Origin of the sequence: Mesorhizobium sp. 1B3 (assembly GCF_050958605.1) — a bacterium.
GTDB lineage: Bacteria > Pseudomonadota > Alphaproteobacteria > Rhizobiales > Rhizobiaceae.
The window spans coordinates 108,733-133,422 of the sequence record NZ_JBJHDO010000006.1; the positions used below are offsets into that span (position 1 = coordinate 108,733).

The 24,690-nt window shown below is 62.8% G+C and carries 25 protein-coding genes and 1 pseudogene; 12 read left to right on the forward strand and 14 right to left on the reverse strand.

Annotation, left to right across the window (positions count from 1 at the left end):
* Positions 1-13: 13 nt before the first annotated feature.
* The 8 genes from ACCO56_RS17795 to ACCO56_RS17830 all read right to left on the reverse strand — a co-directional run bounded on the left by ACCO56_RS17795 (position 14) and on the right by ACCO56_RS17830 (position 8,586).
* The gene (locus ACCO56_RS17795; RefSeq protein WP_433642136.1) at positions 14-1,003 is read right to left on the reverse strand and encodes a type II secretion system F family protein; all 990 of its coding nucleotides are present in this window, start codon (positions 1,001-1,003) and stop codon (positions 14-16) included.
* Between the two features lie 13 nt (positions 1,004-1,016).
* Positions 1,017-2,030 (reverse strand): type II secretion system F family protein, encoded by a 1,014-nt coding sequence (locus ACCO56_RS17800; RefSeq protein ID WP_433642137.1) that lies wholly within the window; start codon positions 2,028-2,030, stop codon positions 1,017-1,019.
* An 8-nt stretch (positions 2,031-2,038) separates the two neighbouring features.
* Positions 2,039-3,508 (reverse strand): CpaF family protein, encoded by a 1,470-nt coding sequence (locus tag ACCO56_RS17805; RefSeq protein WP_433642138.1) that lies wholly within the window; start codon positions 3,506-3,508, stop codon positions 2,039-2,041.
* A 21-nt stretch (positions 3,509-3,529) separates the two neighbouring features.
* Complete coding sequence (locus ACCO56_RS17810) at positions 3,530-4,810, reverse strand: AAA family ATPase (protein WP_433642139.1); 1,281 nt, start codon at positions 4,808-4,810, stop codon at positions 3,530-3,532.
* 10 nt (positions 4,811-4,820) lie between these two features.
* A complete protein-coding gene (locus ACCO56_RS17815) occupies positions 4,821-5,552 on the reverse strand; it encodes a CpaD family pilus assembly protein (protein WP_433642140.1) in 732 nt (243 codons plus the stop codon).
* Between the two features lie 11 nt (positions 5,553-5,563).
* Positions 5,564-7,102 carry a type II and III secretion system protein family protein gene (locus ACCO56_RS17820; RefSeq protein WP_433642141.1) on the reverse strand — a complete coding sequence of 513 codons (1,539 nt, stop codon included), beginning with the start codon at positions 7,100-7,102 and terminating at the stop codon, positions 5,564-5,566.
* Between the two features lie 11 nt (positions 7,103-7,113).
* Positions 7,114-7,926, reverse strand: coding sequence for a Flp pilus assembly protein CpaB (cpaB, locus tag ACCO56_RS17825; protein ID WP_433642142.1), 813 nt, complete (start codon positions 7,924-7,926; stop codon positions 7,114-7,116).
* A gap of 138 nt (positions 7,927-8,064) precedes the next feature.
* The gene (locus ACCO56_RS17830; RefSeq protein ID WP_433642143.1) at positions 8,065-8,586 is read right to left on the reverse strand and encodes an A24 family peptidase; all 522 of its coding nucleotides are present in this window, start codon (positions 8,584-8,586) and stop codon (positions 8,065-8,067) included.
* A 154-nt stretch (positions 8,587-8,740) separates the two neighbouring features.
* On the opposite strand from ACCO56_RS17830, the gene ACCO56_RS17835 reads away from it, so the two are divergent.
* Positions 8,741-9,169, forward strand: coding sequence for a pilus assembly protein N-terminal domain-containing protein (locus ACCO56_RS17835; RefSeq protein ID WP_433642144.1), 429 nt, complete (start codon positions 8,741-8,743; stop codon positions 9,167-9,169).
* Positions 9,170-9,272: 103 nt separating this feature from the next.
* Here the strand turns inward: ACCO56_RS17835 and ACCO56_RS17840 are convergent, their stop codons facing one another.
* From ACCO56_RS17840 to ACCO56_RS17850, 3 genes and pseudogenes are all read right to left on the reverse strand, one after another.
* A complete protein-coding gene (locus ACCO56_RS17840) occupies positions 9,273-10,631 on the reverse strand; it encodes a pilus assembly protein TadG-related protein (protein WP_433642145.1) in 1,359 nt (452 codons plus the stop codon).
* 41 nt (positions 10,632-10,672) lie between these two features.
* Positions 10,673-11,254, reverse strand: a complete 582-nt coding sequence (locus tag ACCO56_RS17845; RefSeq protein ID WP_433642147.1) for a TadE/TadG family type IV pilus assembly protein — start codon at positions 11,252-11,254, stop codon at positions 10,673-10,675.
* 407 nt (positions 11,255-11,661) lie between these two features.
* Positions 11,662-11,913, reverse strand: a pseudogene (locus tag ACCO56_RS17850) (TadE/TadG family type IV pilus assembly protein); the annotation flags it as partial.
* A 220-nt stretch (positions 11,914-12,133) separates the two neighbouring features.
* Between ACCO56_RS17850 and ACCO56_RS17855 the strand changes: the two are divergent.
* From ACCO56_RS17855 to rpsT, 4 genes are all read left to right on the forward strand, one after another.
* Positions 12,134-13,375 carry a phosphopentomutase gene (locus ACCO56_RS17855; protein ID WP_433642148.1) on the forward strand — a complete coding sequence of 414 codons (1,242 nt, stop codon included), beginning with the start codon at positions 12,134-12,136 and terminating at the stop codon, positions 13,373-13,375.
* Positions 13,368-14,276, forward strand: coding sequence for a bifunctional DNA-formamidopyrimidine glycosylase/DNA-(apurinic or apyrimidinic site) lyase (mutM, locus tag ACCO56_RS17860; RefSeq protein ID WP_433642149.1), 909 nt, complete (start codon positions 13,368-13,370; stop codon positions 14,274-14,276). Before ACCO56_RS17855 ends, mutM begins: the two co-directional genes overlap by 8 nt.
* 21 nt (positions 14,277-14,297) lie before the next feature.
* Complete coding sequence (locus tag ACCO56_RS17865; RefSeq protein WP_433642393.1) at positions 14,298-15,071, forward strand: enoyl-CoA hydratase; 774 nt, start codon at positions 14,298-14,300, stop codon at positions 15,069-15,071.
* Positions 15,072-15,234: 163 nt separating this feature from the next.
* Positions 15,235-15,501: a 30S ribosomal protein S20 gene (rpsT, locus tag ACCO56_RS17870; protein WP_433642150.1), complete on the forward strand. Its 267-nt coding sequence runs from the start codon at positions 15,235-15,237 to the stop codon at positions 15,499-15,501.
* A 3-nt stretch (positions 15,502-15,504) separates the two neighbouring features.
* Here the strand turns inward: rpsT and ACCO56_RS17875 are convergent, their stop codons facing one another.
* Both ACCO56_RS17875 and ACCO56_RS17880 read right to left on the reverse strand, forming a co-directional pair.
* Positions 15,505-15,678, reverse strand: coding sequence for a hypothetical protein (locus ACCO56_RS17875; protein WP_433642151.1), 174 nt, complete (start codon positions 15,676-15,678; stop codon positions 15,505-15,507).
* A gap of 167 nt (positions 15,679-15,845) precedes the next feature.
* Positions 15,846-16,097, reverse strand: a complete 252-nt coding sequence (locus ACCO56_RS17880) for a hypothetical protein (RefSeq protein WP_433642153.1) — start codon at positions 16,095-16,097, stop codon at positions 15,846-15,848.
* 224 nt (positions 16,098-16,321) lie between these two features.
* On the opposite strand from ACCO56_RS17880, the gene dnaA reads away from it, so the two are divergent.
* The 7 genes from dnaA (at position 16,322) to ACCO56_RS17915 (ending at position 23,520) form a co-directional block, all read left to right on the forward strand.
* Positions 16,322-17,857 (forward strand): chromosomal replication initiator protein DnaA, encoded by a 1,536-nt coding sequence (gene dnaA / locus ACCO56_RS17885; RefSeq protein ID WP_433642155.1) that lies wholly within the window; start codon positions 16,322-16,324, stop codon positions 17,855-17,857.
* Positions 17,858-18,276: 419 nt separating this feature from the next.
* A complete protein-coding gene (dnaN, locus tag ACCO56_RS17890; RefSeq protein ID WP_433642156.1) occupies positions 18,277-19,395 on the forward strand; it encodes a DNA polymerase III subunit beta in 1,119 nt (372 codons plus the stop codon).
* Positions 19,396-19,431: 36 nt separating this feature from the next.
* Complete coding sequence (gene recF / locus ACCO56_RS17895) at positions 19,432-20,568, forward strand: DNA replication/repair protein RecF (protein ID WP_433642158.1); 1,137 nt, start codon at positions 19,432-19,434, stop codon at positions 20,566-20,568.
* A 32-nt stretch (positions 20,569-20,600) separates the two neighbouring features.
* Positions 20,601-21,365 carry a molybdopterin-synthase adenylyltransferase MoeB gene (locus tag ACCO56_RS17900; RefSeq protein WP_433642159.1) on the forward strand — a complete coding sequence of 255 codons (765 nt, stop codon included), beginning with the start codon at positions 20,601-20,603 and terminating at the stop codon, positions 21,363-21,365.
* 3 nt (positions 21,366-21,368) lie between these two features.
* Entirely contained in the window at positions 21,369-21,854 is a 486-nt protein-coding gene (locus ACCO56_RS17905; protein WP_433642161.1) for a GNAT family N-acetyltransferase, read from the forward strand.
* On the forward strand, positions 21,851-23,110 hold the full coding sequence (locus tag ACCO56_RS17910) for an aconitase X (RefSeq protein WP_433642162.1): 1,260 nt from the start codon (positions 21,851-21,853) through the stop codon (positions 23,108-23,110). Before ACCO56_RS17905 ends, ACCO56_RS17910 begins: the two co-directional genes overlap by 4 nt.
* Positions 23,107-23,520 (forward strand): aconitase X swivel domain-containing protein, encoded by a 414-nt coding sequence (locus ACCO56_RS17915; RefSeq protein ID WP_433642163.1) that lies wholly within the window; start codon positions 23,107-23,109, stop codon positions 23,518-23,520. Before ACCO56_RS17910 ends, ACCO56_RS17915 begins: the two co-directional genes overlap by 4 nt.
* 4 nt (positions 23,521-23,524) lie before the next feature.
* Here ACCO56_RS17915 and ACCO56_RS17920 read toward each other — a convergent pair whose 3' ends face one another.
* Positions 23,525-24,526, reverse strand: coding sequence for a 2-hydroxyacid dehydrogenase (locus tag ACCO56_RS17920; protein ID WP_433642165.1), 1,002 nt, complete (start codon positions 24,524-24,526; stop codon positions 23,525-23,527).
* Positions 24,527-24,690 lie beyond the last annotated feature (164 nt).

Here is a 24,690-nt window from a genome sequence, read left to right on the forward strand (position 1 = left end):
CAGGACGGCTCGCTTAGAAAATACCCTGTCCGCTGATCTGGATGCCGGCCGGCCCCAGAATGATGGCGAAGAGGACCGGCAGGAAGAACAGGATCATCGGCACGGTCAGTTTCGGCGGAAGAGCGGCAGCCTTCTTCTCGGCGGCATTCATGCGCATCTCGCGGCTTTCATTGGCCAGCACGCGCAGCGCCTGTCCGACTGGCGTGCCGTAGCGCTCGGCCTGAACCAGGGCCTGTGCCACCGACTTCACCGATTCGAGCCCGGTTCTGCTCGCCAGATTGTCGTAGGCTTGCTTGCGCTCCTGCAGGAACGACAATTCCGCGTTGGTCAGCACCAGCTCCTCGGCGAGGTCGACCGATTGCGCGCCGATCTCCTCGGCCACCCGGCGAAAGGCTGCCTCGACCGACATGCCCGATTCCACGCAGATCAACATCAGGTCGAGCGCGTCCGGCCAGGCCTTCTGGATGGAAGCCTTACGCTGTGCCGCCCGGTTCGAGACATAGAGGACCGGCGCATAGAATCCGGCATAGGCGGACAGGATGCAGACGAACAGCCTGATGAAGAAAGGCTGTTCGGGAAGGCCGCCGAGGCCGAAGACGTAGGCGAGGCCGAGTCCGAAGGTGACGAAGGGAAGAACGAGGCGGAGGAACAGGAATCGAGTGAGCGGATTCTGGCCGCGAAAGCCGGCCATCCGCAGCGACGCCAGTGTTTTTTCGTCGGCCAGCGCGCGCCTGAGGTCGAGGCGTTCGACGATGTTGCGCATGCCGACGGAGTGCTCCTCGCGCAACCCCCTGCGCCGGCGTTCTCCTTCATTGGCGAGGCGAACCCGCTGCTTGGCGCGCAGTTCCTCGCGCTCGATCGCAACTGCCTTCATCCGGGACTTGATCGAATTGCCGCCGAATGCGGGGAGCAGGGTCAAGAGCGTGGCGAAGACGGCGACCGCCACCAGCATGGCGACCAGGAAGGAAGGGTCGGTGACTGTCTTGACGACGGTATTGGACACGATTCCACCCCGCTCAGACTTCGAAGTTCATCATGCCGCGCATCACGAAGATCCCGATCGTCATCCAGACAGCCGAGACGCCAAGGATCAGATGACCGGTGCTCGTCGTGAATAGCGGCATGATGTAGCTCGGGCTGGAAAGATAGACGAGCACGGCCACGATGATCGGCAAGGATCCGATGATCGCCGCAGAAGCCTTGGCTTCCATCGAGAGGGCCTGGACCTTGGCCTTCATCTTCTTACGGTCGCGCAGCACGCGCGACAGATTGCCCAGCGCTTCCGACAGGTTGCCGCCTGCCTGTTGCTGGATCTGGATGACGATGCCGAAGAAGCCGGCCTCCGGGCAAGGCATGGTTTCGCTCATGCGCATCGTGGCGTCGGGAATGGACAGGCCGAGTTGCTGGGCCTCGACGATACGCCGGAACTCGCTGCGGACCGGCTCTGGCGATTCGCTCGCAATCAGCCGGATGCCGTCGTTCAACGGCAGGCCGGAGCGAACAGCGCGCACGATGATGTCGAGCGCATTGGGAAATTCCTCCAGAAAGGCCGTGACCCGTCGAGACCGTTTGAAGGCGACGAACCAGCGCGGCAGGCCGAGGCCACCGGCCGCCAGCGCTCCCGGCACGGCAATGAGAGGCGCCCCGGCAAGGAACACGAGAAGGGCAACGGCCATCCCGCAGCCGACGGAGTAGACATAGAAGCGCTCGAGACTCACCTGCAGGCCGGCCTGCCTGAGCTGGACCTTCAGCGGCGCCTTCTTGCTGCTGCGGTCCCTCAGCTTCTGTTTTTCCTCAAGGTCCTTCAACGTGTCCTGGACGGACTTGCGCCGCTTGGCCGCTTCGGCAAGCCGGTCCCGCGAAGCCTTGATGCCGGCGCGGTCGGTTTCGGCGCGCCTCACCGTTTCGAGCCGCTTTTCGACTTTCTTTTCGGCGGCCATCCTGTTGAACAGGAAGGCATAGGCGACCGCGCCCGCTGCCAGTGCGGCCAGCGCTGCAAAGCCCAGTGTTGCGCCGTCGATGCCGAACATGATCCTTCTCAGCCGCTCTGTTTTTCCATCGCCTCGAGCGCGGCAGCGAGGCGCTGTTCCTCGCCGTAGTAGCGCGCCCGATCCCAGAAACCGGGGCGCCCGACGCCGGTCGAGACATGGCGGCCGACAATCCGGCCGTTGTGGTCCTCGCCCTTGATGTCGTAGCAAACCAGATCCTGGGTGATGATGACGTCGCCTTCCATCCCGATGACCTCGGTGATGTGCGTGATCCGGCGTGAACCGTCGCGAAGGCGTGCCGCCTGCACGATCACGTCGACCGAGCCGACAATGATCTCGCGGACTGTCTTGGGCGGCAACGAGAAGCCACCCATTGCGATCATCGATTCGATACGGTTGAGGCATTCGCGCGGCGAGTTCGCATGGATCGTTCCCATGGAACCGTCATGACCAGTGTTCATCGCCTGCAAGAGGTCGAAAACCTCGGGGCCGCGCACCTCGCCGACGATGATCCGCTCGGGGCGCATGCGAAGGCAGTTCTTGACGAGGTCGCGCATCGTGATCTCGCCTTCGCCTTCGAGATTGGGCGGGCGGGTCTCCAGCCGCACGACGTGCGGCTGCTGCAATTGAAGCTCCGCCGAATCCTCGCAGGTGATCACGCGCTCGTCGCGGTCGACATAGTTGGTGAGGCAGTTGAGGAGCGTGGTCTTGCCCGAGCCCGTGCCGCCGGAAATGACCACGTTGCAGCGCACGCGGCCAATGATCTTCAGCACCTCGGCGCCTTCCGGAGAGATGGCGCCGAACCTGACGAGCTGGTCGAGGGTAAGCTTGTCCTTCTTGAACTTGCGGATGGTGAGCGCGGCTCCGTCGATAGCGAGCGGCGGCGCGATGACGTTGACGCGCGAGCCATCCGGAAGGCGCGCGTCGCAGATGGGCGAGGATTCGTCCACACGGCGGCCGACCTGGCTCACAATGCGCTGACAGATGTTCAGCAGCTGGTGGTTGTCGCGAAAACGGATGCTGGTCTGCTCGACCTTGCCGTTGACCTCGATATAGACCTGCTTGGCACCGTTGACCATGATATCGGCGATGTCGTCGCGCGCCAGAAGCGGTTCCAGCGGGCCGTAGCCGAGAACATCGTTGCAGATATCGTCGAGCAGTTCCTCCTGCTCGGCGATCGACATGGCGAAATTCTTGATCGCTATGATGTCGTTGACGATATCGCGGATTTCTTCGCGGGCGCTGTCGGGATCGAGCTTGGCGAGTTGCGAAAGATCGATCGTATCGATAAGCGCGGAGAACACCTGCGACTTGGTGTCGTAGTAGTTCTCGCTGCGCTCGCGCGGCGAGGCGCGCGGAGGCTCGGATGCGATGGGCTGCGCCGCAGCCATCGGCACTGCCACCTGCACCGGCGCTGCCTGCACCGGCCGGACCGCCTCCATCCGGTCCGGCGACGCCGCAGGCGGCCGGAAAGCCGGATCCCCGCGCCCGGGGCTTTCAGTGCCTCTCTTGCCGAACATGGTCGCGAATAGCCAAGGTTATCACTTTTTCAGCTTCAGCCTGCCGAGGAGTCCGGAAAGACCCGGCTTGCGCCGTGATTTGATCTCGCTGCGGCCGGTCAAGACGTGGGCGATCTCGTTGATTGTCTGAGCGATGGGGCTTTGCTTTGCCAACTCGCCCAGCATGCGCCCGCTATTGGCCGCATTGCCGAAGAGCTGCGCATCGAAGGGGATCGCAGCCATGGGCGTCACGCCAAGCGGCTCGGCGAAGTCCGCAGCCGAGATCTCCGGCCTCTTGGGAACGCCGGTCTGGTTTACGATCAGCCGCGGCGGGGCGTCGTTCGGCCGGAGCTTTCTCAGCATGTCGATGAGGTTCTTCGTGTTGCGAAGATTCGCCAGTTCCGGCGTCGCCGTGATGACCACGTCGTCAGCCTGCATCAGCGTGCTCTTCGCCCAGCCGCTCCAGACATGTGGGACGTCGAGCACAAGGAGCGGCGCGCTGCGCTGCGCGACCTCGATGATCTGCGTGAAAGCGTCGGGGTCGAAATCATAGACGCGGTCCAGCGTGGAGGGCGCCGCCAGGAGCGACAGGCGCTCGGCGCATTGGGCAAGCAGCCTGTCGAGATACACTTCATCGACCCGCTCGGGTGCGAAGACGGCCTCGGCGATGCCCTGGACCGGATCCTGGTCGAAATTGATATTGGCGGTGCCGAAGGCCAGGTCGAGATCGGCCACCACGACCTCCGACTTGAACAGCGTCGACATCGCCCAGGCGACATTGTGGGCGATTGTCGAGGAGCCTACCCCGCCCTTGGCGCCGACGAATGCGATCGACCTGCCTATCGGATCCGCTTCGGGATCGACGAAGATCGCCGAGACGACGCTGACGATATCGGCCATCGAGACCGGCGCCACGACATATTCGGACACGCCGGAACGGATGAGCTCGCGATAGAGCCAGACATCATTGTAGTGGCCCACGACGATGACCTTCGTGCTGGGGTCGCAGCACTCGGCCAAGCGGCGCAAGGAGTCCAGCAGTTCCCTAGGCTCCCCTCGCGTTTCCAGGATCACCAGATTGGGGGTCGGGGCGGTCTGGTAATAGTCGATCGCCGCCGCGACGCCGCCCATGTGAACCTTGAGATGCGTCTTGGACATGCGCCGATCGCCGGCCGCCCGCCCGATGGGGTCGGCAACGCTTTCGCTCTCGCAGAAGGCCTGGATCGAGATGCGCGGGACCGGCCGAAGCGACTGCAGGACCGCGGCGTCCTGAGAGGTCGCGGGCTCTTTCTCGATCATCTGCTTGTAGGCAGGATTCGTCATTGTCCGCTTCTCAGTAGGTCACTTCGGATGTAGTCTCGAAATCACGCGCAATCGCTCTCGCCTTGTATTGGTCGATGGCGTCGGCACGGTTTTCGGGATCGATTTCGGTCGGCTTGCGCGGACCCAACAGGTCAGCCGGATTGGCAAGCTGCGCCGCGAGGTTGTTCTGATAGGAGCATCCGAAATTGGCGTAGTGCTTGTTCTCGGATGTCTTCAGCAGGTCGTCCGGCCAGCGGCCGCATTTGCCGGTCTGCGCCCTCATGGCGGAATAGGCTATGCGCACGGGCGCCGCGGTCTCCGCGGGGCCGGCCTGATAGGAGAGGAAGGCGATGCGTCCGTCCGGCACCCCGTTCGACCGCAGGAGCCGGGCAATGTCGGACGTTGCGCGCGAGGCAGCGACATCGTTCTGCCCTCCCGAAGGGGTAATGATGCGAACAACCGGCGCGGCGCTCCTGTCGTAACCGGCCAGGAAGCCCTCGATCGCAACCTTCTGCGTGCGGGTCATTCCGCGGTCGCTCGCGGCTACGGGCAGGTCGAGCTTCTCTTCTTTCTCGGCGATGACGATCGGATGATTGGTGCGATAGTCGTCCGGAACCGAGCCGACCGTTATGCTGTCGCGCTGCGCGCAGCCGGCCAGCACGGCCGAGGCGGCGAGCGCCAGTGCCGGCAAGGCGAGGCTCAGAAAACGCGGCCGGTCGATCGCCGTCTTCGCCGCCTGGATCTGGAATGCCGCTTCAGCCATGGCCGTTCCCATTATTTGTAGATGTAACCGACGACGCCGTGGTACCGGCCGTTCGGTCTGTTGGTCTGCATGGTGCCGTAGACCCGGTTGACTCGACCGAGGAACATGCCCGCGCCATCACTCGCCGCGTTGAAGTTGTCGTCGGGTTTCGCCAGCTCCGCGCGGGCGACCGGACGAGAGAGATAGGGCGTGATGATGACGACGAGCTCCGTTTCGTTCCGGACGAAGTCGCGGCTCCTGAAAAGCGTGCCGAGCACTGGAATCTTGGCCAGACCCGGCAGGCCGTTCACCGCCTGGCGGATATCGTCGCGGACGAGGCCGGCGATCATCATCGAGCCGCCGGAGGGCAGTTCCACCGTGGTGTCGGCGAGCCGTTTGCGGATCGAAATGATATTGGAGCCGAACTGCCGGCCGCCGGCTTCGAGCTGCACGGAGCCTTCGGTCGTCGGCTCCGAGACTGCGGTCCTCACCTTGAGGCTGATGCGTCCCGGCGAGAGGACAACAGGCAGGAACTCGAGCCCGATCCCGTATTCGAGCTGTTGGATATCGTAAGTCGTCGCACCTTCCTGATTGTCTTCGGAGACGGCGCTCGAACGACCCCTGACGATATTGAACTCGCCACCAACTTTGAACGTCGCCTTTTCTCCGGAAACCGCCGTGAGAGTGGGCTCGGCAAGCGTCTTCATGACGCCGGCCTGCTCCATGGCGTTGACGTAGGCCGCCAGGGTGGAGGTCCCCAAACCCAGAGTCGAGGCCGATTGTGGCTTGCCCAAGCCGAAAGAGTTTTCGGACAGAGCGCTCCAGCTGATCCCATTGCTCTGGTTGGAGCCGACAATATTGACGCCGAGTTGCTTCATAACGTTGCGGCTGACTTCCGCCACGGTGACCTTCAGCGTCACCTGGTCCTCACCGATAATTTTAAGCAGGTTGACGATCTGGCTGGTGCGGCGCTCGGAATCCGGATTGTTGATGTCGACGCCGCCATTGACCGAACCACCGGCCGCTGTCTGCGAATATTGACCCGTGGTGGCCTCGCCGCCGCTGACGAAAACTTCTGCAAGCCGCGCGGCACGCTGCGCATCAAGCGGCGTTTCGACCGTGCCGGAAAGCACCACATTGTCGTTCAGCAGTTCGACATCGATGTCGGAATTCGGAATGAAGCGCTTCAGATAGTCCTCAAGGCCGGCTACGTCGCGCTCCACGGCGAGGTCGAGGCTGACGATCTGCTCGCCATTGGAACCGAAAACGAAGATGTTGGTCTCGCCGACCGACTTGCCGAACAGGTAGATGCGCCGTGCAGTACGCGTCACGGCATCGGCGACGGCGGGATTGGCGACGAGTATGTCATAGGCGTCGGCCGGCAGGTCGATCACGACCGACTTGTTGAGGCCAAGCTTGATGCGCTGGCTGGCCGTCCTCGAGGATCCGATGCTGACCCCGGATTCGGCGCTCACCGCCAGATTGCTTGTGGAGAGAGCCGCCAGAACCGCGAAGGCCACGGTCGCGCAGATGCGCGCCAGGGAGCGGGGCTGTCCTGCTGGAGCGCTCATGATCGTTCCGCTCATCGCCTGGCGCCCACTTCGGAAACTTCGCCGGACTTGATGAGTCGCACGGTGCCGCGCCGACCGTTTCCGGATACGAGATAGTCGGCATCACCGGTCGACCGCTCCTGGGCGTCGGCAACGGATCGGAGCGAAAGGGTGAGGCGATCGGCCATCTGTTGCGCGACCGTGATGATTTCTGCCTGCTGCGGGGTGAGTTCCAGCGTGGCGGTCTGGCCGACCCTTACTTTCTTGCCGTCCTCATCTTCCTGGATCGTCTGGTCGATCGCCAGCACGCGAATGTTTTGAAGGATTGTCTCGGTAACGAAACCATCTCCGGTCGCGGCGCTTTGCGAACGACGCGTCATGATGACATCGACATAATCGTTGGGAAGGATGAAACCGCCCGCCGAAGTGTCGGCCGAGATCTGGGTGGCAATGGCGCGACTGCCCGAAGGCAGTATAGACGACATAAAGCTTTGTCCCTCGCCGACCAGCTTGCCTCGGCGCAGCGGCTCGCCGGCATACATGGCCACACGGGCAAGGGAGCCCTTCAGCTTGTCGATAGCTTCCGGATCGCCGTCACGCGTGATGAAATTATCGTTGATGCCGTCCGCGGGCCAAGCGCGCCACGCCAACGCGTCGCCGACAGGCGCTCCCATGGGAACGTCGCTGGCCAGCACCAGCACGTCGGCAAGCCGCAGTGCCGGTTCTTGCGGCACCAGCGCTGCAACGTCCTGCGGTGTTGCAATCGCCATGTTCTTGGCGACATAGCCGGCACCACTGGCCGCAGCCACCGCCACGCCAAGAATGATCAGCCTGGATGCTGCCATTTTTTCCGCACCCCGCACCCGAAATTTACCCTAGCCGAACGGGACATTGCGGGGGCAATGGTCAACTTATGGTTAACGGAACGCTTACGATCACGATTAATCGGAGGTTGCGAACGGCGCTATGCGGCCGGCGTCCGATCAGTTGGCGGCGATGCGCGCCAATGCCCATGCCATCAAGGGCGACGACGGATAGGTCAAGAGGCCGCCAATGCCGAGCGCGATGCCGTAGGGAATGCCTAGCTTGGCGTTCGCGATGTGGCGCAGGAACATGTTGTGGGAGACGAAAGCGGCAAGAAAGGAGCTGCGAAAGCTCATTATGCCGATTGTCAGCAGGCCGCCGATAAAGGAAGCCGCCACCACATACTGCAGCAATTCTACGCCGAAGCCGAACCAGAGCGACGTGGCGGCCAGAAGCTTGGCGTCGCCCCCGCCCATGGCTCCGATCGCGAAGAGCCCGAACGTCACGGCGAGCACCATGCCGCCGGCGGCGAAATGCATGGCGAAGGACTGCCAATCCATGCCGGTCAGGGGTGCGATGACGGCGAAGCCGGCTACAAGAACAATAGGTACCCGGTTGGCGATCGTCATCGACAGCATGTCGGAAACCGCCGCGAAGGCCATGCAGAAGGGAAAGACGATCAGGATCGACGCTTCGAGCATTGCAGTCCTCGGTGGCTAGCGGATATCGCGACCCTACGCGTACCGCGTTAACCGGCGGTGAAGCGCGCATCCAGCCATGGGCGGCACCGCTTAACCCTTGGTTCACCAATCCCGTTCATGCTCCGTTGAGCAATCCCGCTTCAGGAGATCGAGAATGGCACGGCACGTGACCTTGCAAGCCTTCGGCGCGCTGGTTCTCCTCTCCGCCCTATCCGGCGTGCCGGCAGCTTTCGCCGAAGCCGGCATCCAGGTGATCATGAATCAGGCCAAGATCGTGAGGATCGCGCGGCCTGCCGATACGATCGTCATCGGAAATCCGGCGATCGCCGACGCCTCGGTGCAGGACGCCACCACCATTGTCCTGACAGGCAAGGGTTTCGGGGTCACCAATCTCGTGGTCCTGGACAAGGATGGAAGCCCCATCGTCGACGAGCAGGTCGTCGTCTCCCGGCACGACCCGAACTCCGTGCGCGTCTACCGCAGGGCGGAAGTCCAGACCCTTTCTTGCACGCCCTATTGCGAAAGCTCCTACAAGGGCGAGGCCGAGCGGGCGTCCGAAGGCGAAATGAACGCGAGCCAGTAGCGGTCAGCCGCATGGCAAAGCTTAAACGGCAAGCGCTTTCCCGCCGACAGACGAAACGCGCAAACGTTCGCTACTGCACTGACACCAGATAGAGACGAAACAACTATCTGCTGACCCGCAGGTTCGAGAGAGAGCCGCCGATCTGCTCGAAGGCAGTCTTGAGATCGCTGCCGCTGGGCGAATTGAAATAGAAAGCGGGTTGTGTCGCGCATCCCCTCAGAAGATCCTCGATGGACTTACCCGGACGATTGAAGGCGATCGTATAGACGATGATACCCGCGTTCTTCATCGCCGTGCAAACCGCAGCAAGCCTGTCGTTGAGTTCGCCGACGGCCTCCGAGGATCTATCAGTCCCTAATCTCTTCTCCTCCAACCAGCCATAGGCTGTGTAGGTGGTACTCGTCATCGTGTTCTCGCCATCCGTCATGATCACCGCGGCCTTGTTCATGCTCTCGGTGCCGTAATCCAGTGGCAATTCATTGTTGTTCATGTCGCCACCCCACAGGCCTCGCCATTTAGGCGAGAGCATACGCCAGCCCCAGACAGCACCATAGTTGACGTGGGTATTGCCGACTGCCTCCATGTCCCTGACCGCAGTGACAAGCTTGCTCTTGGTCGAGGTCATAGGCGTCACTTCGGCCGGGCAATGCTTGTTGGGACCGAGCGATTGGCCCAAGCTGGATTTGGAGTTGCGCCAGCGGTTTTTGTCGCTGTCCTTCCAATAGTATGGTGCGAACGTCTTCATCGACGGCACATCATCGGTCTCATCGTAGCCATCCGCGCGCGCTTCCACGCAGCCGCCCCACTTCGTCGGTCCCCAATCGAGTCCCTTGAGCGATCCAGGCGTCAGCCAGTCCGAATGAGTGGCACCGATATTCACGCTCTGCGAAAACGGAACGACGCCCACATAGAGCTTTTCGCCTACGACCTGATCTCCGAAAAGGATATCGAGCAGCGAGTTCGTGGCGGTTTTCAGATCCCTTAGAGGGCTGCCGCCCATGGAGCCGGTGTTGTCGAGAACCAGGACAAGTTCCAGGCCGCCGACAGCGCGTTCGATCACGGTTTCGGCACTGGTCGACATGGTGTGGATACCGAAGAGGCTCATAAACGTCGTTGGGGCCGTCGCCGCGGCCTGTACGGTCAGGGTCTTCTTGTCGGAGCTCAGCGCCGACGTCAGGGAAGTGATATTCGCGCCGATGTAGCCGTCGGCGAAATTGACCGCTGTGAATTTGCGAACTTCATCGTCGAGCGTCGTCGTTCCCAGCTTGGCAACGGCGGATAGCCCACCGGCATCGATCGCGCGCTGAAGGCTGGAATGCATGAGCACCAGGCGGCCTCCGTCGACCGCCAGGCCCACTGCTCCGATCAGAGCCACCATGGAGGCAGCGGCAAGTGGCAGGACACCTCCGTCCTGGCGGCGCACGAATTGGAAGAGCCGCGATCGGAAACGACGCATCGACATCGGCAACCTGCGAGCAATGAAGTTCAATTGCCGTACCCCCCTTAACAGCCCGGTGCCGTCGTCAGATCGCCGAGCCTCGGCCGGAAGAGAGCTGTCTTGTAGGCCAGGGTCATCCCAGGGGCGGTCCAGCCCAGGAGCGGCGTATACCGATAGAAGATCTCTGCAACGATGATGTTATCGTTCTTGCCCAGAGCGAGCCCGCTCGGGAGACTTGCCGCCTTCCCCGTGGTTCCGATACGGCTGTTGCTTCCCAATTTGCCGCCCGCGCACTGCCATGCGACCGTCGCATTGCCTTTGTCGTCGGTTGCGATCGACGACAGAACCACGGTGCCGTTCTCGTCGAAGTCCCCGGTGCCCATCACCTCGGCCGATACCGCGAAGATACCGGAGATGTCCGCCGATGTGACGGATTTGTACCGTGCGATCACGTCGGCGACGGTTGAAGCCATATGCGCCGCTTGGAAATGCATCCGGACCAACAACCCGGTCTCGGTGCTGCCCAGGAACAACACCAGAAGCATTGGGGTAATCAGCGCCATCTCTGTCGCGGCAACACCCTCTTCCCGCCGGACGAAACGGCGAGCGAGCAGCAGCAACGGGGCCAACATGCGAAAGACTGACATCAGTAGGGCTCATTTTGGACGACAGCGGTCGCCGTCAGGGCCAACACGCCGTCCGTGCCGACCAACCTGCCGACCAGAGGCGTGAACAACCTCCAGGGATAGGACACGGTATAGAGGACCACCTCGCTGGTTCCGCCGTATCCTGCCCGACCCTGATCGGTATCGTAGACACCGTTGCCGTTCACATCCGTAAAGTTCTCGCCGTCGTCGCGTTTGCCGTTCCCGTTCGCATCGATGAAGGGTTCGGGCTTCTTCAGCGTGTCAAATCCGGTGTAGGCGGCGCTCTCAATGGTGATCTTGTCGGCATCCATCAGAACACCCGCCTCGTTCCGAAGGATCGCGCGCACCATCGCATCTTGGGTTGAATTTTCCGCGACAAACCCCGTCCTGCCCGCTCGGGATGCGTCGTAAGTCGCGTTCTTGAGCAGGATGTCGGCCGCAAAGATCAGTCCGAACTCGATGATGCCAAACAGGATCAACATCAGGATAGGTGCCACGATCGCGAATTCGACAGCGGTCGCTCCGGCATCGTTCGAGATGCAGCGCGTCAAACGCTTGCAGAGACCGTTCGAACGCACCCTTCGGAGAAGCCCCCTCTGCGGCACAGAACGGCACGCGCCAGTCTCCGACAGCGATTGGACTCTATTGCTGGCCACCATATTACCCCCTAAACCGACTGATTACTGCATCGGTTTTGAGGATCTATTAAAATGGCGGGTTTCTTTTGAGTGATCGCGAAGTAAAATATTTACTATAAGAAGTTATTCGGCGCTTTCCAAAAATCCACTTGAACGGGAGCCTTAGTGCGACGCCAGGTGTTTCCACCTCGCTGCAAAATGCTCTATGTCTTGACCACCCTGCATGAGGTCGGCTCTCGAAATGGCGCGTGCTTTCGTCTTCGTTCTCGATTCCTTCGGCGTCGGCGGCGCGTCTGACGCAGCCCGCTTCGGCGACGACGGGTCTGACACGTTCGGCCATATCGTCAAGGCCTGCCGCGAGGGGCAAGGCGACAGGGAAGGATTGCGGGAAGGACCGCTGTCGATACCGACCATGTTGTCGCTCGGGCTCGGCGAAGCGGCGAAGGCCGCGACCGGCAGGGTCCCCGGCAAGCTCGGCGCCGCCACCGCGGCTTCGGCCTTCTTCGGCGCGGCCGAGGAAGTTTCGAGCGGCAAGGACACCCCGTCGGGCCATTGGGAGATCGCCGGCCTCCCCGTGCCGTTCGAGTGGGGCTACTTCCCTCTCACCGAGCCGACGTTTCCCGCCGAATTGACCGCAGCCATCATCCGCGACGGGAAGGTGCCGGGCATACTCGGCGATTGCCACGCCTCGGGCACCGAAATCATCACAAGGCTGGGGGCGGAACATGTCCGCACAGGCAAGCCGATCTGTTACACGTCGGCCGACTCCGTCATACAGATCGCAGCGCATGAGGCCCATTTCGGACTGGAGCGTCTCTACGAGCTTTGCAAGACGGTGCGTAGGCTGGTGGACCCCCTCAATATAGGCCGGGTGATCGCGCGGCCCTTCGTAGGCGAGACGGCCGCCAACTTCGAACGTACCGCCAACCGTCGCGATTACGCCGTTCCCCCTCCCGAACCGACGCTGCTCGATCGCGTGGCGGCAGCCGGCAACAAGGTTATCGGCATCGGCAAGATAGGCGATATCTATGCCCATCGCGGCGTGACCGAGGTCCGCAAGGCGGCCGGCAACATGGCCCTTTTCGATGTGACCCTCGGCGCCATGGACGAGGCCGGCGATGGCGATCTCGTTTTCGCCAACTTCGTCGATTTCGATACGCTTTTCGGCCATCGCCGCGACATCGCCGGTTATGCAGCAGCGCTCGAGGCCTTCGATCGCCGCCTGCCGGAGGCGCTAGCCCAGCTTCGCCCAGGCGACCTGCTGATCCTGACAGCCGACCATGGCTGCGACCCGACCTGGCGGGGGAGCGACCATACGCGCGAGCGCGTACCGATTTTCGGCCTGGCGCCAGGCCTTCCGGGAGGCGCCGTGGGGCTCAGGCGGACCTACGCCGACATTGGCGAGACGGTGGCAGAACATCTCGGTCTTGCCCCGGGGCCGCATGGGATATCCTTCCGCCGCACAATGGCCGGCAATGCCTGAGCTTCCCGAGGTCGAAACGGTGCGGCGCGGCCTTCAGCCCGTGCTTGAAGGATCCGTCATCGAGCATGTCGAGACAAGGCGGCCCGATCTACGCTACCCCTTTCCCGAGAAATTCGTCGACCGGATCTCAGGACGTCGCGTCACCTCGCTGGGGCGGCGAGCGAAATACCTGACAGCGCATCTTGATGGCGGTCCGGTGCTGATCTGCCATCTCGGCATGTCCGGCTCTTTCCGGGTGGAGGCAGGCAGCGTGGAAGCGGGCGGCCCGGCTGGAACGCCCGGCGACTTCTACTACGCGCGCTCCAAGGACACCGCGCATGACCATGTCGTTTTCCATGTCGCCGCGCCGGATGGCAAAAAGGCGCGCGTGATCTTCAACGATCCCCGCCGGTTCGGTTTCATGCTGCTGAGCGAGGAGGCGACCTGGCGCGAACACCCGATGCTGGCCGGGCTCGGTGTCGAGCCCACCGGTAACAGCCTCGACGGAAATCTCCTCAGCGATCTCTTCCGCGGCCGCGCCGCGCCTTTGAAGGCCGCGCTGCTCGACCAACGCCTGGTCGCGGGTCTGGGGAACATCTATGTGTGCGAGGCATTGTGGCGGGCTGGCCTGTCGCCGCGCCGCGCCGCCGGTACGATCTCGGCCAAACCCGGTGCACGCTCGGTGCGGGCCGAGCGTTTGGCGCAGGCGGTGCGTGACGTGATCGCCGACGCCATCGCGGCAGGAGGATCCTCCTTGCGCGACTATGTTCAGGCCGACGGCTCGCTCGGCTATTTCCAGCACACTTTCAGCGTCTATGACCGCGAAGGCGAAGCTTGCAAGCGTCCGGGCTGTTCCGGCGTCGTCCACCGCCTCGTCCAGAGCGGGCGCTCGACCTTTTATTGCCCAACCTGTCAGCGATAGCCCGAGAAAGAGGAGACAATGATGGCCTATGAGACGATTCTGGTCGAAACGCGCGGCAAGGTGGGGCTGGTCACGCTCAACCGTCCGAAGGCGCTCAACGCACTCAATTCCCAGGTGCTTCAGGACGTGATCGCGGCTCTCCAGGCATTCGAGGCCGACCCGGAGGTCGGCGCCATCGTTCTGACAGGCTCCGAAAAAGCCTTCGCCGCCGGCGCCGACATCAAGGAAATGCAGGCCAAGTCCTACATCGACGTCTACATGGAGGACTTCTTCGCCGGCTGGGAGGGATTGACCCGTATCCGCAAGCCGATCATCGCGGCCGTGTCGGGTTATGCGCTGGGCGGCGGCTGCGAACTCGCCATGATGTGCGACTTCATCATCGCCGGCGACAACGCCAAGTTCGGCCAGCCCGAGATCACGCTCGGCGTCATGCCCGGAATGGGCGGCTCGCAGCGGCTCACCCGTTTCGTCGGAAAGTCAAAAGCCATGGACATGTGCCTGACCGGCCGGATGATGGACGCGGCGGAAGCCGAGCGATGCGGACTCGTCTCGCGTGTGGTCCCGGCAAGCGAGGTCGTGGAAGAGGCGCTGAAAGCGGCGGTCAAGATCGCCGACCTATCGCAGCCCGCGGTCATGATGACAAAAGAAGCCGTTAACCGTGCCTACGAAACCACCCTGGCGGAAGGGCTGCGTTTCGAGCGCCGCGTTTTCCACTCGATGTTCGCGCTCGACGACCAGAAAGAAGGCATGGCGGCCTTTTCGGAGAAAAGGACAGCGAATTTCCGCAATCGCTGATGCGTGGCAGCGGAGGGCTTTTCGGGGGAATTGCGGCGTTGACGCCTCGCAAAACCTACACTATAAGCCCCCTCAACCGGGACGGCCTTGGCTGTCCCGCCTGTTTTTTGCGCCCACGCGATGTGCAGTTCGGGCGCCACTCGATAGATCATAGAGAGGCATCATGGCCAACACCTCCTCGGCCAAAAAGGCTACGCGCAAGATCGCTCGCCGCGCGGCGATCAACAAGAACCGCCGGTCTCGCGTTCGCTCCTTCGTCCGCAAGGTCGAGGAAGCATTGGCTGCCGGCGACAAGGCCGCGGCAACGGCCGCCTTCCAGGCAGCTCAGCCGGAATTGATGCGGGCCGCCACCAAGGGCGTTCTCCACAAGAATACCGCGTCGCGGAAGGTCTCTCGGCTCGCCCAGCGTCTTAAGACGCTCGCCAACTGATCTTCAGATAAGCTTCGGATAGTCTGGCCCGGTGGCCGCGCCGCCGGGTTTTTTTGTTTGCCGAGCAAAGACTTGGCAACGCACGCCCGATTTTGTCTTTCGGGTGCCCTCCACTTGTTTGCCGGCATAGCCGCCGGCCTCGGTAAAAATGGCCGCCGCGAATTCCGCGACGCCCAAATTGTGTCATTGTGTTTTGCGTAGAGTATTCAGTGCCTTGTCAATGCTTATCCACAGCTTGTCCACGTCGTGCGGGGGCGCCCTCAGGCAGCGCTCTGTCAAGCGCTTTTTTTGAAAATATTTCTTCGCCCGGGGCAATCTCCCGGCCTGCGCACGAAGGTTTTGAATCAGAACGATTTCTCCAGTTTGGTGCCGGCATGCGCCGCAAATTCGGCCGCCGCCATGTCCAGAATCGTAAAAAAACCATTAGCCGCGCCCTTGCCCTTTCCACGACGATTTTTGTAGTGTCTGTGCATCGAAAGGACGAGCCTCGGGCTCGGCGAACTAGCCAAAAAGGCGGATGGGATGGCACGCGGCAAAGCCGCGGAGGGCGAAGCCGTGCCTTTCGATGCGCGTGGGACGACCTGCAGGTAAGTCACGGAGTTTGCTCTGGCTTCTCGCCAGAGATCGATCCTGCTTGCCTCGCGGAAAGCTCACATTCGAGGGGTCGCGGAGGGGTTCCGGCCATGGACGGCGACGGAGAAACGAAGGAAGGGATTACGGCCACCTGAAACAGAGGTGGAAAAATATACGAGGATAAGCCGGAAGACGCAGCGCACGCGGCTGACCGGTCATAATGAATGCCAACAACGGGGATTGCGAGATGCAGAGCGGCATTGAAAGGGAAGTCAAATCAGCCTTTCCTTTTGAACGAGATATTGTCGGCGGTTGCGAGGCCAAGGAATCGGATGCGGCTGAGAAGATCTTCGAGCGTGTGAAGACTCAGTTGCGGGCCCGGCTCGGCGCCGAAGTTTACTCAAGCTGGTTCGCGCGCATGAAGCTCGCCGAAACCTCGAAAGGCCTGGTGCGCATCTCTGTTCCTACCGCCTTCCTGAAGTCGTGGATCAATGGCCACTATCTCGACCTTGTCACCGAAATCTGGAAGCAAGAACGTCCCGACGTTCTCAAAGTAGAGTTCGTCGTCCGGTCTGCGACGCGCAATGGTCGCTCTTCGCCGGAATCCGACGACGCCGCTGTCCGCAAAAGCGCCAAGCCACAGACCGCTCTGGGATCGGGCACGCTTGCCAATGTGCGCCCCGAGCGCCAAGCCGGCCCCCGTCCGGCGGTGGAGGCCGATGCTCGGCAGCGACTGCTCGGTTCCCCGCTGGATGCTCGCTACACCTTCCAATCCTTCGTCGAAGGCGCCTCGAACAGGGTTGCCTTCGCGGCGGCCCGCGCGGTGGCCGAACAGGCCCCGAACGCCGTACGTTTCAATCCGCTGTTCCTCCACGCGACGGTGGGCCTCGGCAAGACACACCTGCTGCAGGCGATCGCGGCCGAGTCGCTGAAGCGCAACCCCCAGTCGCGTGTCGTTTATTTGACGGCCGAATATTTCATGTGGCGCTTCGCCACCGCAATCCGCGACAACAACGCTTTGACCCTCAAGGAGCAGTTGCGCGATATCGATCTGCTGATCATCGACGACATGCAATTCCTGCAGGGCAAGTCGATCCAGCACGAGTTCTGCCACCTGATCAACATGCTGCTCGACAGCGCCAAGCAGGTCGTCGTCGCCGCCGATCGGCCGCCAGCGGAACTCGAATCGCTCGAACCCAGAGTGCGGTCGCGACTCAATGGCGGCGTCTCCCTGGAGATGGCGGCGCCCGACTTCGCCATGCGCCTCACCATGCTCCGCCAAAGGTTGGCATGTGCCCAGGCGGAGGATTCGACACTTTCCATCTCGGAAGACATCCTGGCCCATGTCGCCCGTACGGTAACGGGCAGCGGACGTGAACTCGAAGGCGCATTCAACCAGCTTCTGTTCCGTCAGTCTTTCGAGCCTCAGCTCACCATCGATCGCATCGATGAGATCCTCGGTCACATCTATCGCTCCGGCGAGCCCAAGCGAGTCCGAATCGAGGACATCCAACGCATCGTGGCGCGCCACTACAACGTGTCCAAAACGGAACTCCTCTCCAACCGGCGCACACGCACCATCGTCAAGCCGCGGCAGGTCGCCATGTACCTGTCCAAGGTGATGACCCCCCGCTCTTTGCCCGAGATCGGGCGGCGGTTCGGAGGGCGCGACCATACGACAGTGCTCCACGCCGTTCGCAAGATCGAGGATCTGTCCGGCGCCGACAATACATTGGCGCAGGAACTCGAGCTCCTGCGCCGCCTGATCACCGATCAGGCCTGAGGCCCGGCCAATGCATGTCGCCCAAAAGTGTGCAGCGGTCTGGGCAAACGACATGCATAAAACAACAGCTAAAAAGCATGCCGCGCGAATCCCAATTCGCGCGGCATGCTTTTAGAAGAACCGGAGCGCCGTGCGCCAGCACGGAGGCACAGCGCTTCGATTTTGCCCGCGCTTGGGAGACGCAGTGCGTCTCGGCCACATCGCAGGACCGATACCCTGTTCGGGTACAATGCTTCGGATGAAGCAGGCTCTTCATTATCCCCAGAAAGGCGGAAGATGTGCCGCGAAGGCCCGGGTCGGGCTTGCGTTTCCGGGTGATTTGCTGTCATTTTGCTTCGATTCTGTGCCATTTGCGGCCTTTCGCGGCGTAGCCTTTGTCCGGAAATCGAAATGTCAGTCTGAAGCGAGATCGGCCCGTCATGCGTGTGGTCCTTGAACGTTCGAACCTCCTCAAGTCCCTGAACCATGTTCATCGCGTGGTGGAACGGCGGAACACGATTCCTATCCTGTCGAACGTGCTGCTCACCGCCACCGGCGCCAGCCTCGAAATGAAGGCGACCGACCTCGACCTCGAGATCACCGAAGCCACCCCCGCGGTGGTGGAGCAGACGGGCGCCACCACAGTGCCGGCCCACCTTCTCTACGAAATTGTACGCAAGCTGCCCGACGGCGCCGAGGTCATGCTCAAGACCGACGAGGACGGCAATGCCATGTCGGTCGTCTCCGGGCGGTCGAGCTTCCGCCTGCAGTGCCTGCCGCAATCGGATTTCCCGGAACTGTCGGCCGGCTCCTTCTCGCATACCTTTCGGTTGGATTCGCCGGCCCTCAAGGCTCTCATCGAGAAGACCCAGTTCGCCATCTCGACCGAGGAGACGCGTTATTATCTCAACGGCATCTTCCTGCATACACATGAGACGGGCGGAAAGCTGAAGCTGCGCTCAGTCGCGACCGATGGACACCGCCTGGCACGGGCCGAGATCGACGCTCCGGCTGGCTCCGAGGGCATGCCCGGCATCATCATCCCGCGCAAGACCGTCAGCGAGTTGCTGAAACTTGTCGACGATCCCGACGTCGCCATTACCGTCGAACTTTCTGAAAGCAAGATCCGCTTCACGATCGGTAGCGTCGTTCTCACCTCCAAGCTGATCGACGGCACCTTCCCCGATTATCAGCGTGTGATCCCGACCGGCAACGACAAGACGCTGATCATCGATCGGCAGAGCTTCGCGGCGGCTGTCGACCGTGTTTCCACCATATCGTCCGAACGCGGGCGGGCCGTGAAGCTGTCGATCGCCGATGGCCAGGTGACGCTTGCAGTCAACAATCCGGATTCCGGCAGCGCGACCGAGGAACTGGCGGCCGACTACGCGTCGGAACCGATCGAGATCGGTTTCAACGCCAAATATCTGCTCGACGTGGCCGCGCAGCTTTCGGGCAGCGAGGCCAAGTTTCTGCTGGCGGACGCCGGATCGCCGACCCTCATCCATGACATGACGGACGACGACGCGCTCTACGTGCTCATGCCGATGCGCGTCTAGCCTAGATGGGCTGTCGAACGAGCGGCGGTCCGGCCCATGCCGGAAATGCAAACGCATATAAGTAAGCTGTCGCTTACAGATTTCCGGAACTATTCCGGCGTTACGCTTGCGTTGAAACCAGGTTCGGTCGTCTTCACCGGCAACAACGGCGCGGGAAAAACGAACCTGCTCGAGGCGATCTCCCTGCTGACGCCGGGACGAGGATTGCGCCGCGCCGCCTATGGCGAGATCGCGCGGGACGGCAGCGACGGTTTCGTGGTGCACGCGCGTGTGGAGGGTCCTCTCGGCACCTGCGATATCGGCACAGGCATCGGCGGAGGGACCGGCCACGAGACCGGCCGCAAGGTGCGCATAAACGGTGCGCCCGCCAAATCGGCGGAAGACATGCTCGAATGGCTCCGGGTGACGTGGCTCACCCCGGCGATGGATCAATTGTTCACCGGCCCGCCCGGGGACCGGCGACGCTTCCTCGACCGGCTGGTGTTGGCGACCGATCCCGGCCATGGCCAGCGTGCCCTCGACTATGAAAAGGCGATGCGCGGACGCAACCGCCTGCTCTCGGAGGAATCGCGCGACGGAGCCTGGTTCGATGCAATCGAGGCGCAGATGGCCGAGACCGGGACAGCGATCTCCGCGGCGCGCGTCGAAACCGTCCGCCTCCTGTCGGCGATGATCGAGCGCCTGCCGGATACCGGCCCGTTCCCGCGGGCGACGGTGGCGGTTTCAGGGACGCTGGAGGATCGCATGGGCATGGGACCCGCCATCGAAGTCGAGGAGGCATTCCGTGCGTTTCTTGCCGAAAATCGCTGGCGTGACCGCGCCGCTGGCCGCACTCTCGACGGCCCGCATCGCTCCGACTTGCTGGTGCGGCATGCTCCAAAGGATATGCCGGCCGAGTTGTGCTCGACGGGCGAACAGAAGGCGCTGCTCATCGGCATCGTGCTCTCGCATGCACGCCTGTGCGGCGAGGTCTTCGGCGCCGTCCCGATCCTCCTCCTGGACGAAGTCGCTGCGCATCTCGACGCCGGCCGCCGCGCCGCACTCTTCCAGATCCTCGAAGAGCTGGACTGTCAGGCCTTCATGACGGGCACGGACCCCGTGCTCTTCTCCGCCCTCGAGGGGAAGGCCCAGTTCCTGACCGTCAGCGAAGGAACGGTGAGCGAAATACGCTGACATTCGCGGCGGGGCATCCTATCTTCCGCAGGATGAACCGACATGAACCGAATTTCTCTCCCGAAGAGCTCGAACGCTACGCGCGCCATATCGTGCTGCCGGAAATCGGCGGTCCCGGTCAGCAGAAACTGAAACGTGCAAGGGTGTTGGTGGTCGGTGCCGGAGGTCTCGGGGCGCCTGTCCTACAATACCTGGCGGCTGCCGGCGTCGGAACGCTGGGCATCATCGACGACGACACCGTCTCCCTGTCCAATCTGCATCGTCAGGTGGTCCACGATGCGTCCGCCGTTGGAAGACGCAAGACGGAGAGCGCCGCGGCGGCAATCCTGCGCATCAACCCGCACACAATCGTCGAAAGACACGATCTGCGGCTCGAAGCCGGCAATGTGGGCGCGCTCGTCGCGGCTTATGACCTGGTGGTCGACGGGTCCGACAATTTCGAGACACGTTATGCCGTCGCCGACGCCTGCGCCAAGGAGAAGCGCCCGCTCGTCCATGCAGCCGTCGGGCGGTTCGACGGATCGCTCACTGTCCTCAAGCCTTACGAGCAGGATTCCGGGGGGCAGCCGAACCCCTCCTATCGCGACCTGTTCCCGGAGCCGCCGCCGGCAGGCCTGGTGCCCTCCTGCGCCGAAGCAGGCGTGCTCGGCGCGCTGACGGGCGTGATGGGTACGCTCCAGGCCATGGAGGCGATCAAGCTGATCGCCGGGATAGGCGAGCCGCTCGTCGGACGTCTTCTCCTTTACGACGCGCTGGCGGCCCGCTTCGATATCGTCCGCTACAAGCACGCGGGTTAAGAAATGCGCGGGGAGGACCTGAGCATCGTCAGTCGGCCCGAGCGATTCGACGACTGGCAGGCATTGCTCGACCTCATCCTCAGGTCCTTCGCTTATATGGACGGCGTAATCGACCCGCCATCCTCCGCCCATCGTCTCACTCCTCAGACACTCCAAGCCAGGGCGCGGCAGGAAAGACTGCTGCTGGCATACCGAGGCGACCAGCTCGCTGGATGCCTGTTCATTGCCGATCGCGGCGACCACCTCTACCTCGGCAAGCTCGCGATCGAACCAGCTCTGCAATCTCAAGGTCTGGGGCGCCGGTTCGTCGATGCGGCCGAAACGCTCGCCCGCGCCGCCGGAAAGAATGCTCTCGAGCTCGAGACTCGCGTCGAACTCCACGGCAATCAAGCCGCCTTCGCAAGGCTGGGCTTCCAGGAAGTGGTGCGCAAGGCGCATCCCGGCTTCGACAGGCCCACCTCCATCACCATGCGCAAGGCCCTGGCATGACCCTCGCCCTGACGGCCGAGGAACGAGCCATCGCCTCAGGCCGCGATGGCGAGGGCGCTGCCGTCGCCATGCGTATCGTCGCCGACAGCGCGGCCTTGCTCGGCGCCCCTCGCCTCATCCCGATCGCTTCGGCCCATATAGACGGGGCGCTCTATCATGGCGATTCCGGGACCCTTTTCGCCGCGCGGCTGGTCGGAGGCGGCGCGAGGGTGGGCGTGCGGGCAACACTCAATGTCGGAGCGCTCGATCTCACAGGCTGCTCGAAGGGTCGCCTCGGCCAAGCCGAGCAAGGCATGGCACGCCGAATGATGGAAGCCTATGTCGCCCTCGGCTGCGAACCGAGTTGGACCTGTGCGCCCTATCAGGCCGGCCATCGGCCCGCTTTTGGAACGGACGTGGCCTGGGGCGAGTCCAACGCCGTCGTTTTCTGCAACTCCGTGCTTGGAGCGCGGACGAACCGTTATGGCGATTTCCTCGACATTGCCTGCGCCATCGCTGCCCGAGCGCCCGATTACGGCCTGCACCGGCCGGAGAACCGTAGGGCTACGCTGGCTTTCGATGTGGGCGGACTGCCCGGAGGCTTCCTCGAATCCGAGATCGCCTGGCCTATCCTTGGCAGCCTCTATGGTCGCCTCGCAGGCGATGCGATCGGTGTCGTGACCGGGGTGGCGCATCGCCCGGGAGAAGATGCCCTGAAGGCCTTCGGGGCCGCAGCCGCCTCGTCGGGGGCAGTGGGGCTCTTTCATATCGCAGGCATCACACCCGAGGCACCCAATGTCGCTGCCGCACTCGCGGGGAAGCCTGCCGAGACCATCGTCGCGGTCACGCCCCAAATGGTGCGCGAAGCCCGGCTGCGGCTATCGACGGCGGTCAAAGCTGATCGGATCGACGCGATCGCGATCGGCAGCCCGCATCTCTCGCCGGCGGAGTTCGACCGCCTGGAGCATCTGATCGCGGGACGCAAGCTCGCCATCCCGATCCATGCCTGCACGGGCCGGCATGCCCTTTCCGCGATCGAGGCGGCCGGCCGGCGCCAGCGGCTGGAGGCCGCCGGCGTAATCGTTGTTGCCGATACCTGCGTGGTGGTAGCCCCGATCCTGCCGGACCGGCCAGGCGGCGTGCTGATGACGAACTCCGGCAAGTTCGCCCACTACGGGCCGGGCAACACCGGCTACGAGGTGCTCTATGCTTCGCTGGCCGATTGCGTGGAAAGCGCTGTAACGGGCATACCCGTGATCACGGACGGCCTGCAATGACCGTCACACAGGGACACGTCCTTGTACCGGGTCCGGCAGTTCAAGGGCTTGCCCTTGTCCTTGCGGCGCCGATAAGCTTCTGGGGCGGTGTCGATCCGCGGACCGGCCGCGTCATCGACGTGCGACACCCCCAGCATGGCCTGGACATAGCCGGCCGCGTGCTCTTCCTTCCGGGCACGATCGGCTCTTCGTCGGCTTCGGCCGTGCTGCTCGAACTCGTCCATGCAGGGCGCGCGCCGGCGGCGATCGTGCTCCATCAAGCCGACGCTATCCTGCTGCTCGGCCTAATCGTCGCTCGCGAGATGGGATGGCAGGCTCCGATCGCGCTCCGCATCGGCCGCGACGAGCATCGCCAATTTTCCGATCGCGACGTGTCGGTGAGCGCAGACGGCCTCGTCGCAGCCGCGTAAGGGATTATACCCTGTTGGGCAGTACCCGGTCCGGCGGACGGTGGCCGTCGTAGAAGGTCCTGATGTTGATGATCACCTTCTCGCCCATGTCGATACGGCCCTCGATCGTGGCAGATCCCATATGGGGCAGGATCACCACCTTGCCCTTTGCGGCAAGCTTCAAAAGCTTCGGATTGACTGCAGGCTCGTGCTCGAAAACATCGAGCCCGGCACCGGCGAGCTTGCCGTCCCAAAGCATCTGGATGAGCGCATTTTCGTCGATGATGTCGCCGCGCGCAGTGTTCACGATATAGGCGGAAGGCTGCATCAGGGCCAGGCGTCTGGCCGACAGGAGATGGAAGGTCGCCGGCGTCGATGGGCAATTGACCGAGATGATGTCCATGCGGGCGAGCATCTGGTCGAGGCTCTCCCAATAGGTGGCTTCGAGCTCGTCCTCGATCGCCGGCGCCACATGATGGCGGTTGTGATAGTGGATGGACAGGCCGAAAGCCTTGGCACGGCGGGCGACGGCGGTGCCGATCCGCCCCATGCCGACGATGCCCAGGCGTTTGCCCCAGATGCGCCGTCCGAGCATCCAGGTTGGCGACCAGCCCGCCCATTTGCCGTCGTCCCGCAGCACGTTGGCGCCTTCGGTGAGCCGGCGCGGCACCGTGAGCATGAGGCCCATGGTCATGTCCGCCGTGTCTTCGGTCAGAACATTCGGCGTATTGGTGACGGTGATTCCGCCCTTGGCCGCCGCCGGCACGTCTATGTGGTCCACTCCGTTGCCGAAATTGGCGATGAGCTTGAGGCTCGGCCCGGCCTGGGCGAGCAGAGCGGCGTCAATGCGGTCGGTGATGGTCGGAACGAGCACGTCGGCTTCCTTGACCGCCGCCACCAGTTCCGGCTGGGTCATCGGCCGATCGTCTATATTCAGCCTGGCGTCGAAAAGCTCACGCATGCGCGTTTCCACCTGGTCGGGCAGCTTGCGCGTGATGACGACCAGTGGCTTTTTCCTGCCGGCCATTGTTTCCTCTGTTCCGGATCCTGTTCAGACCTCTTTAACCAAGAACGGCGAAACTTGGAACCGGCCTGGGCATCCCAGCCTGTGTAACAAGCGACCGGGCCGAAGACAAAGAAAAAGGGGGCGCCAACCGGGTGACGGGTCGGCGCCGACATGTGAGGTACGAA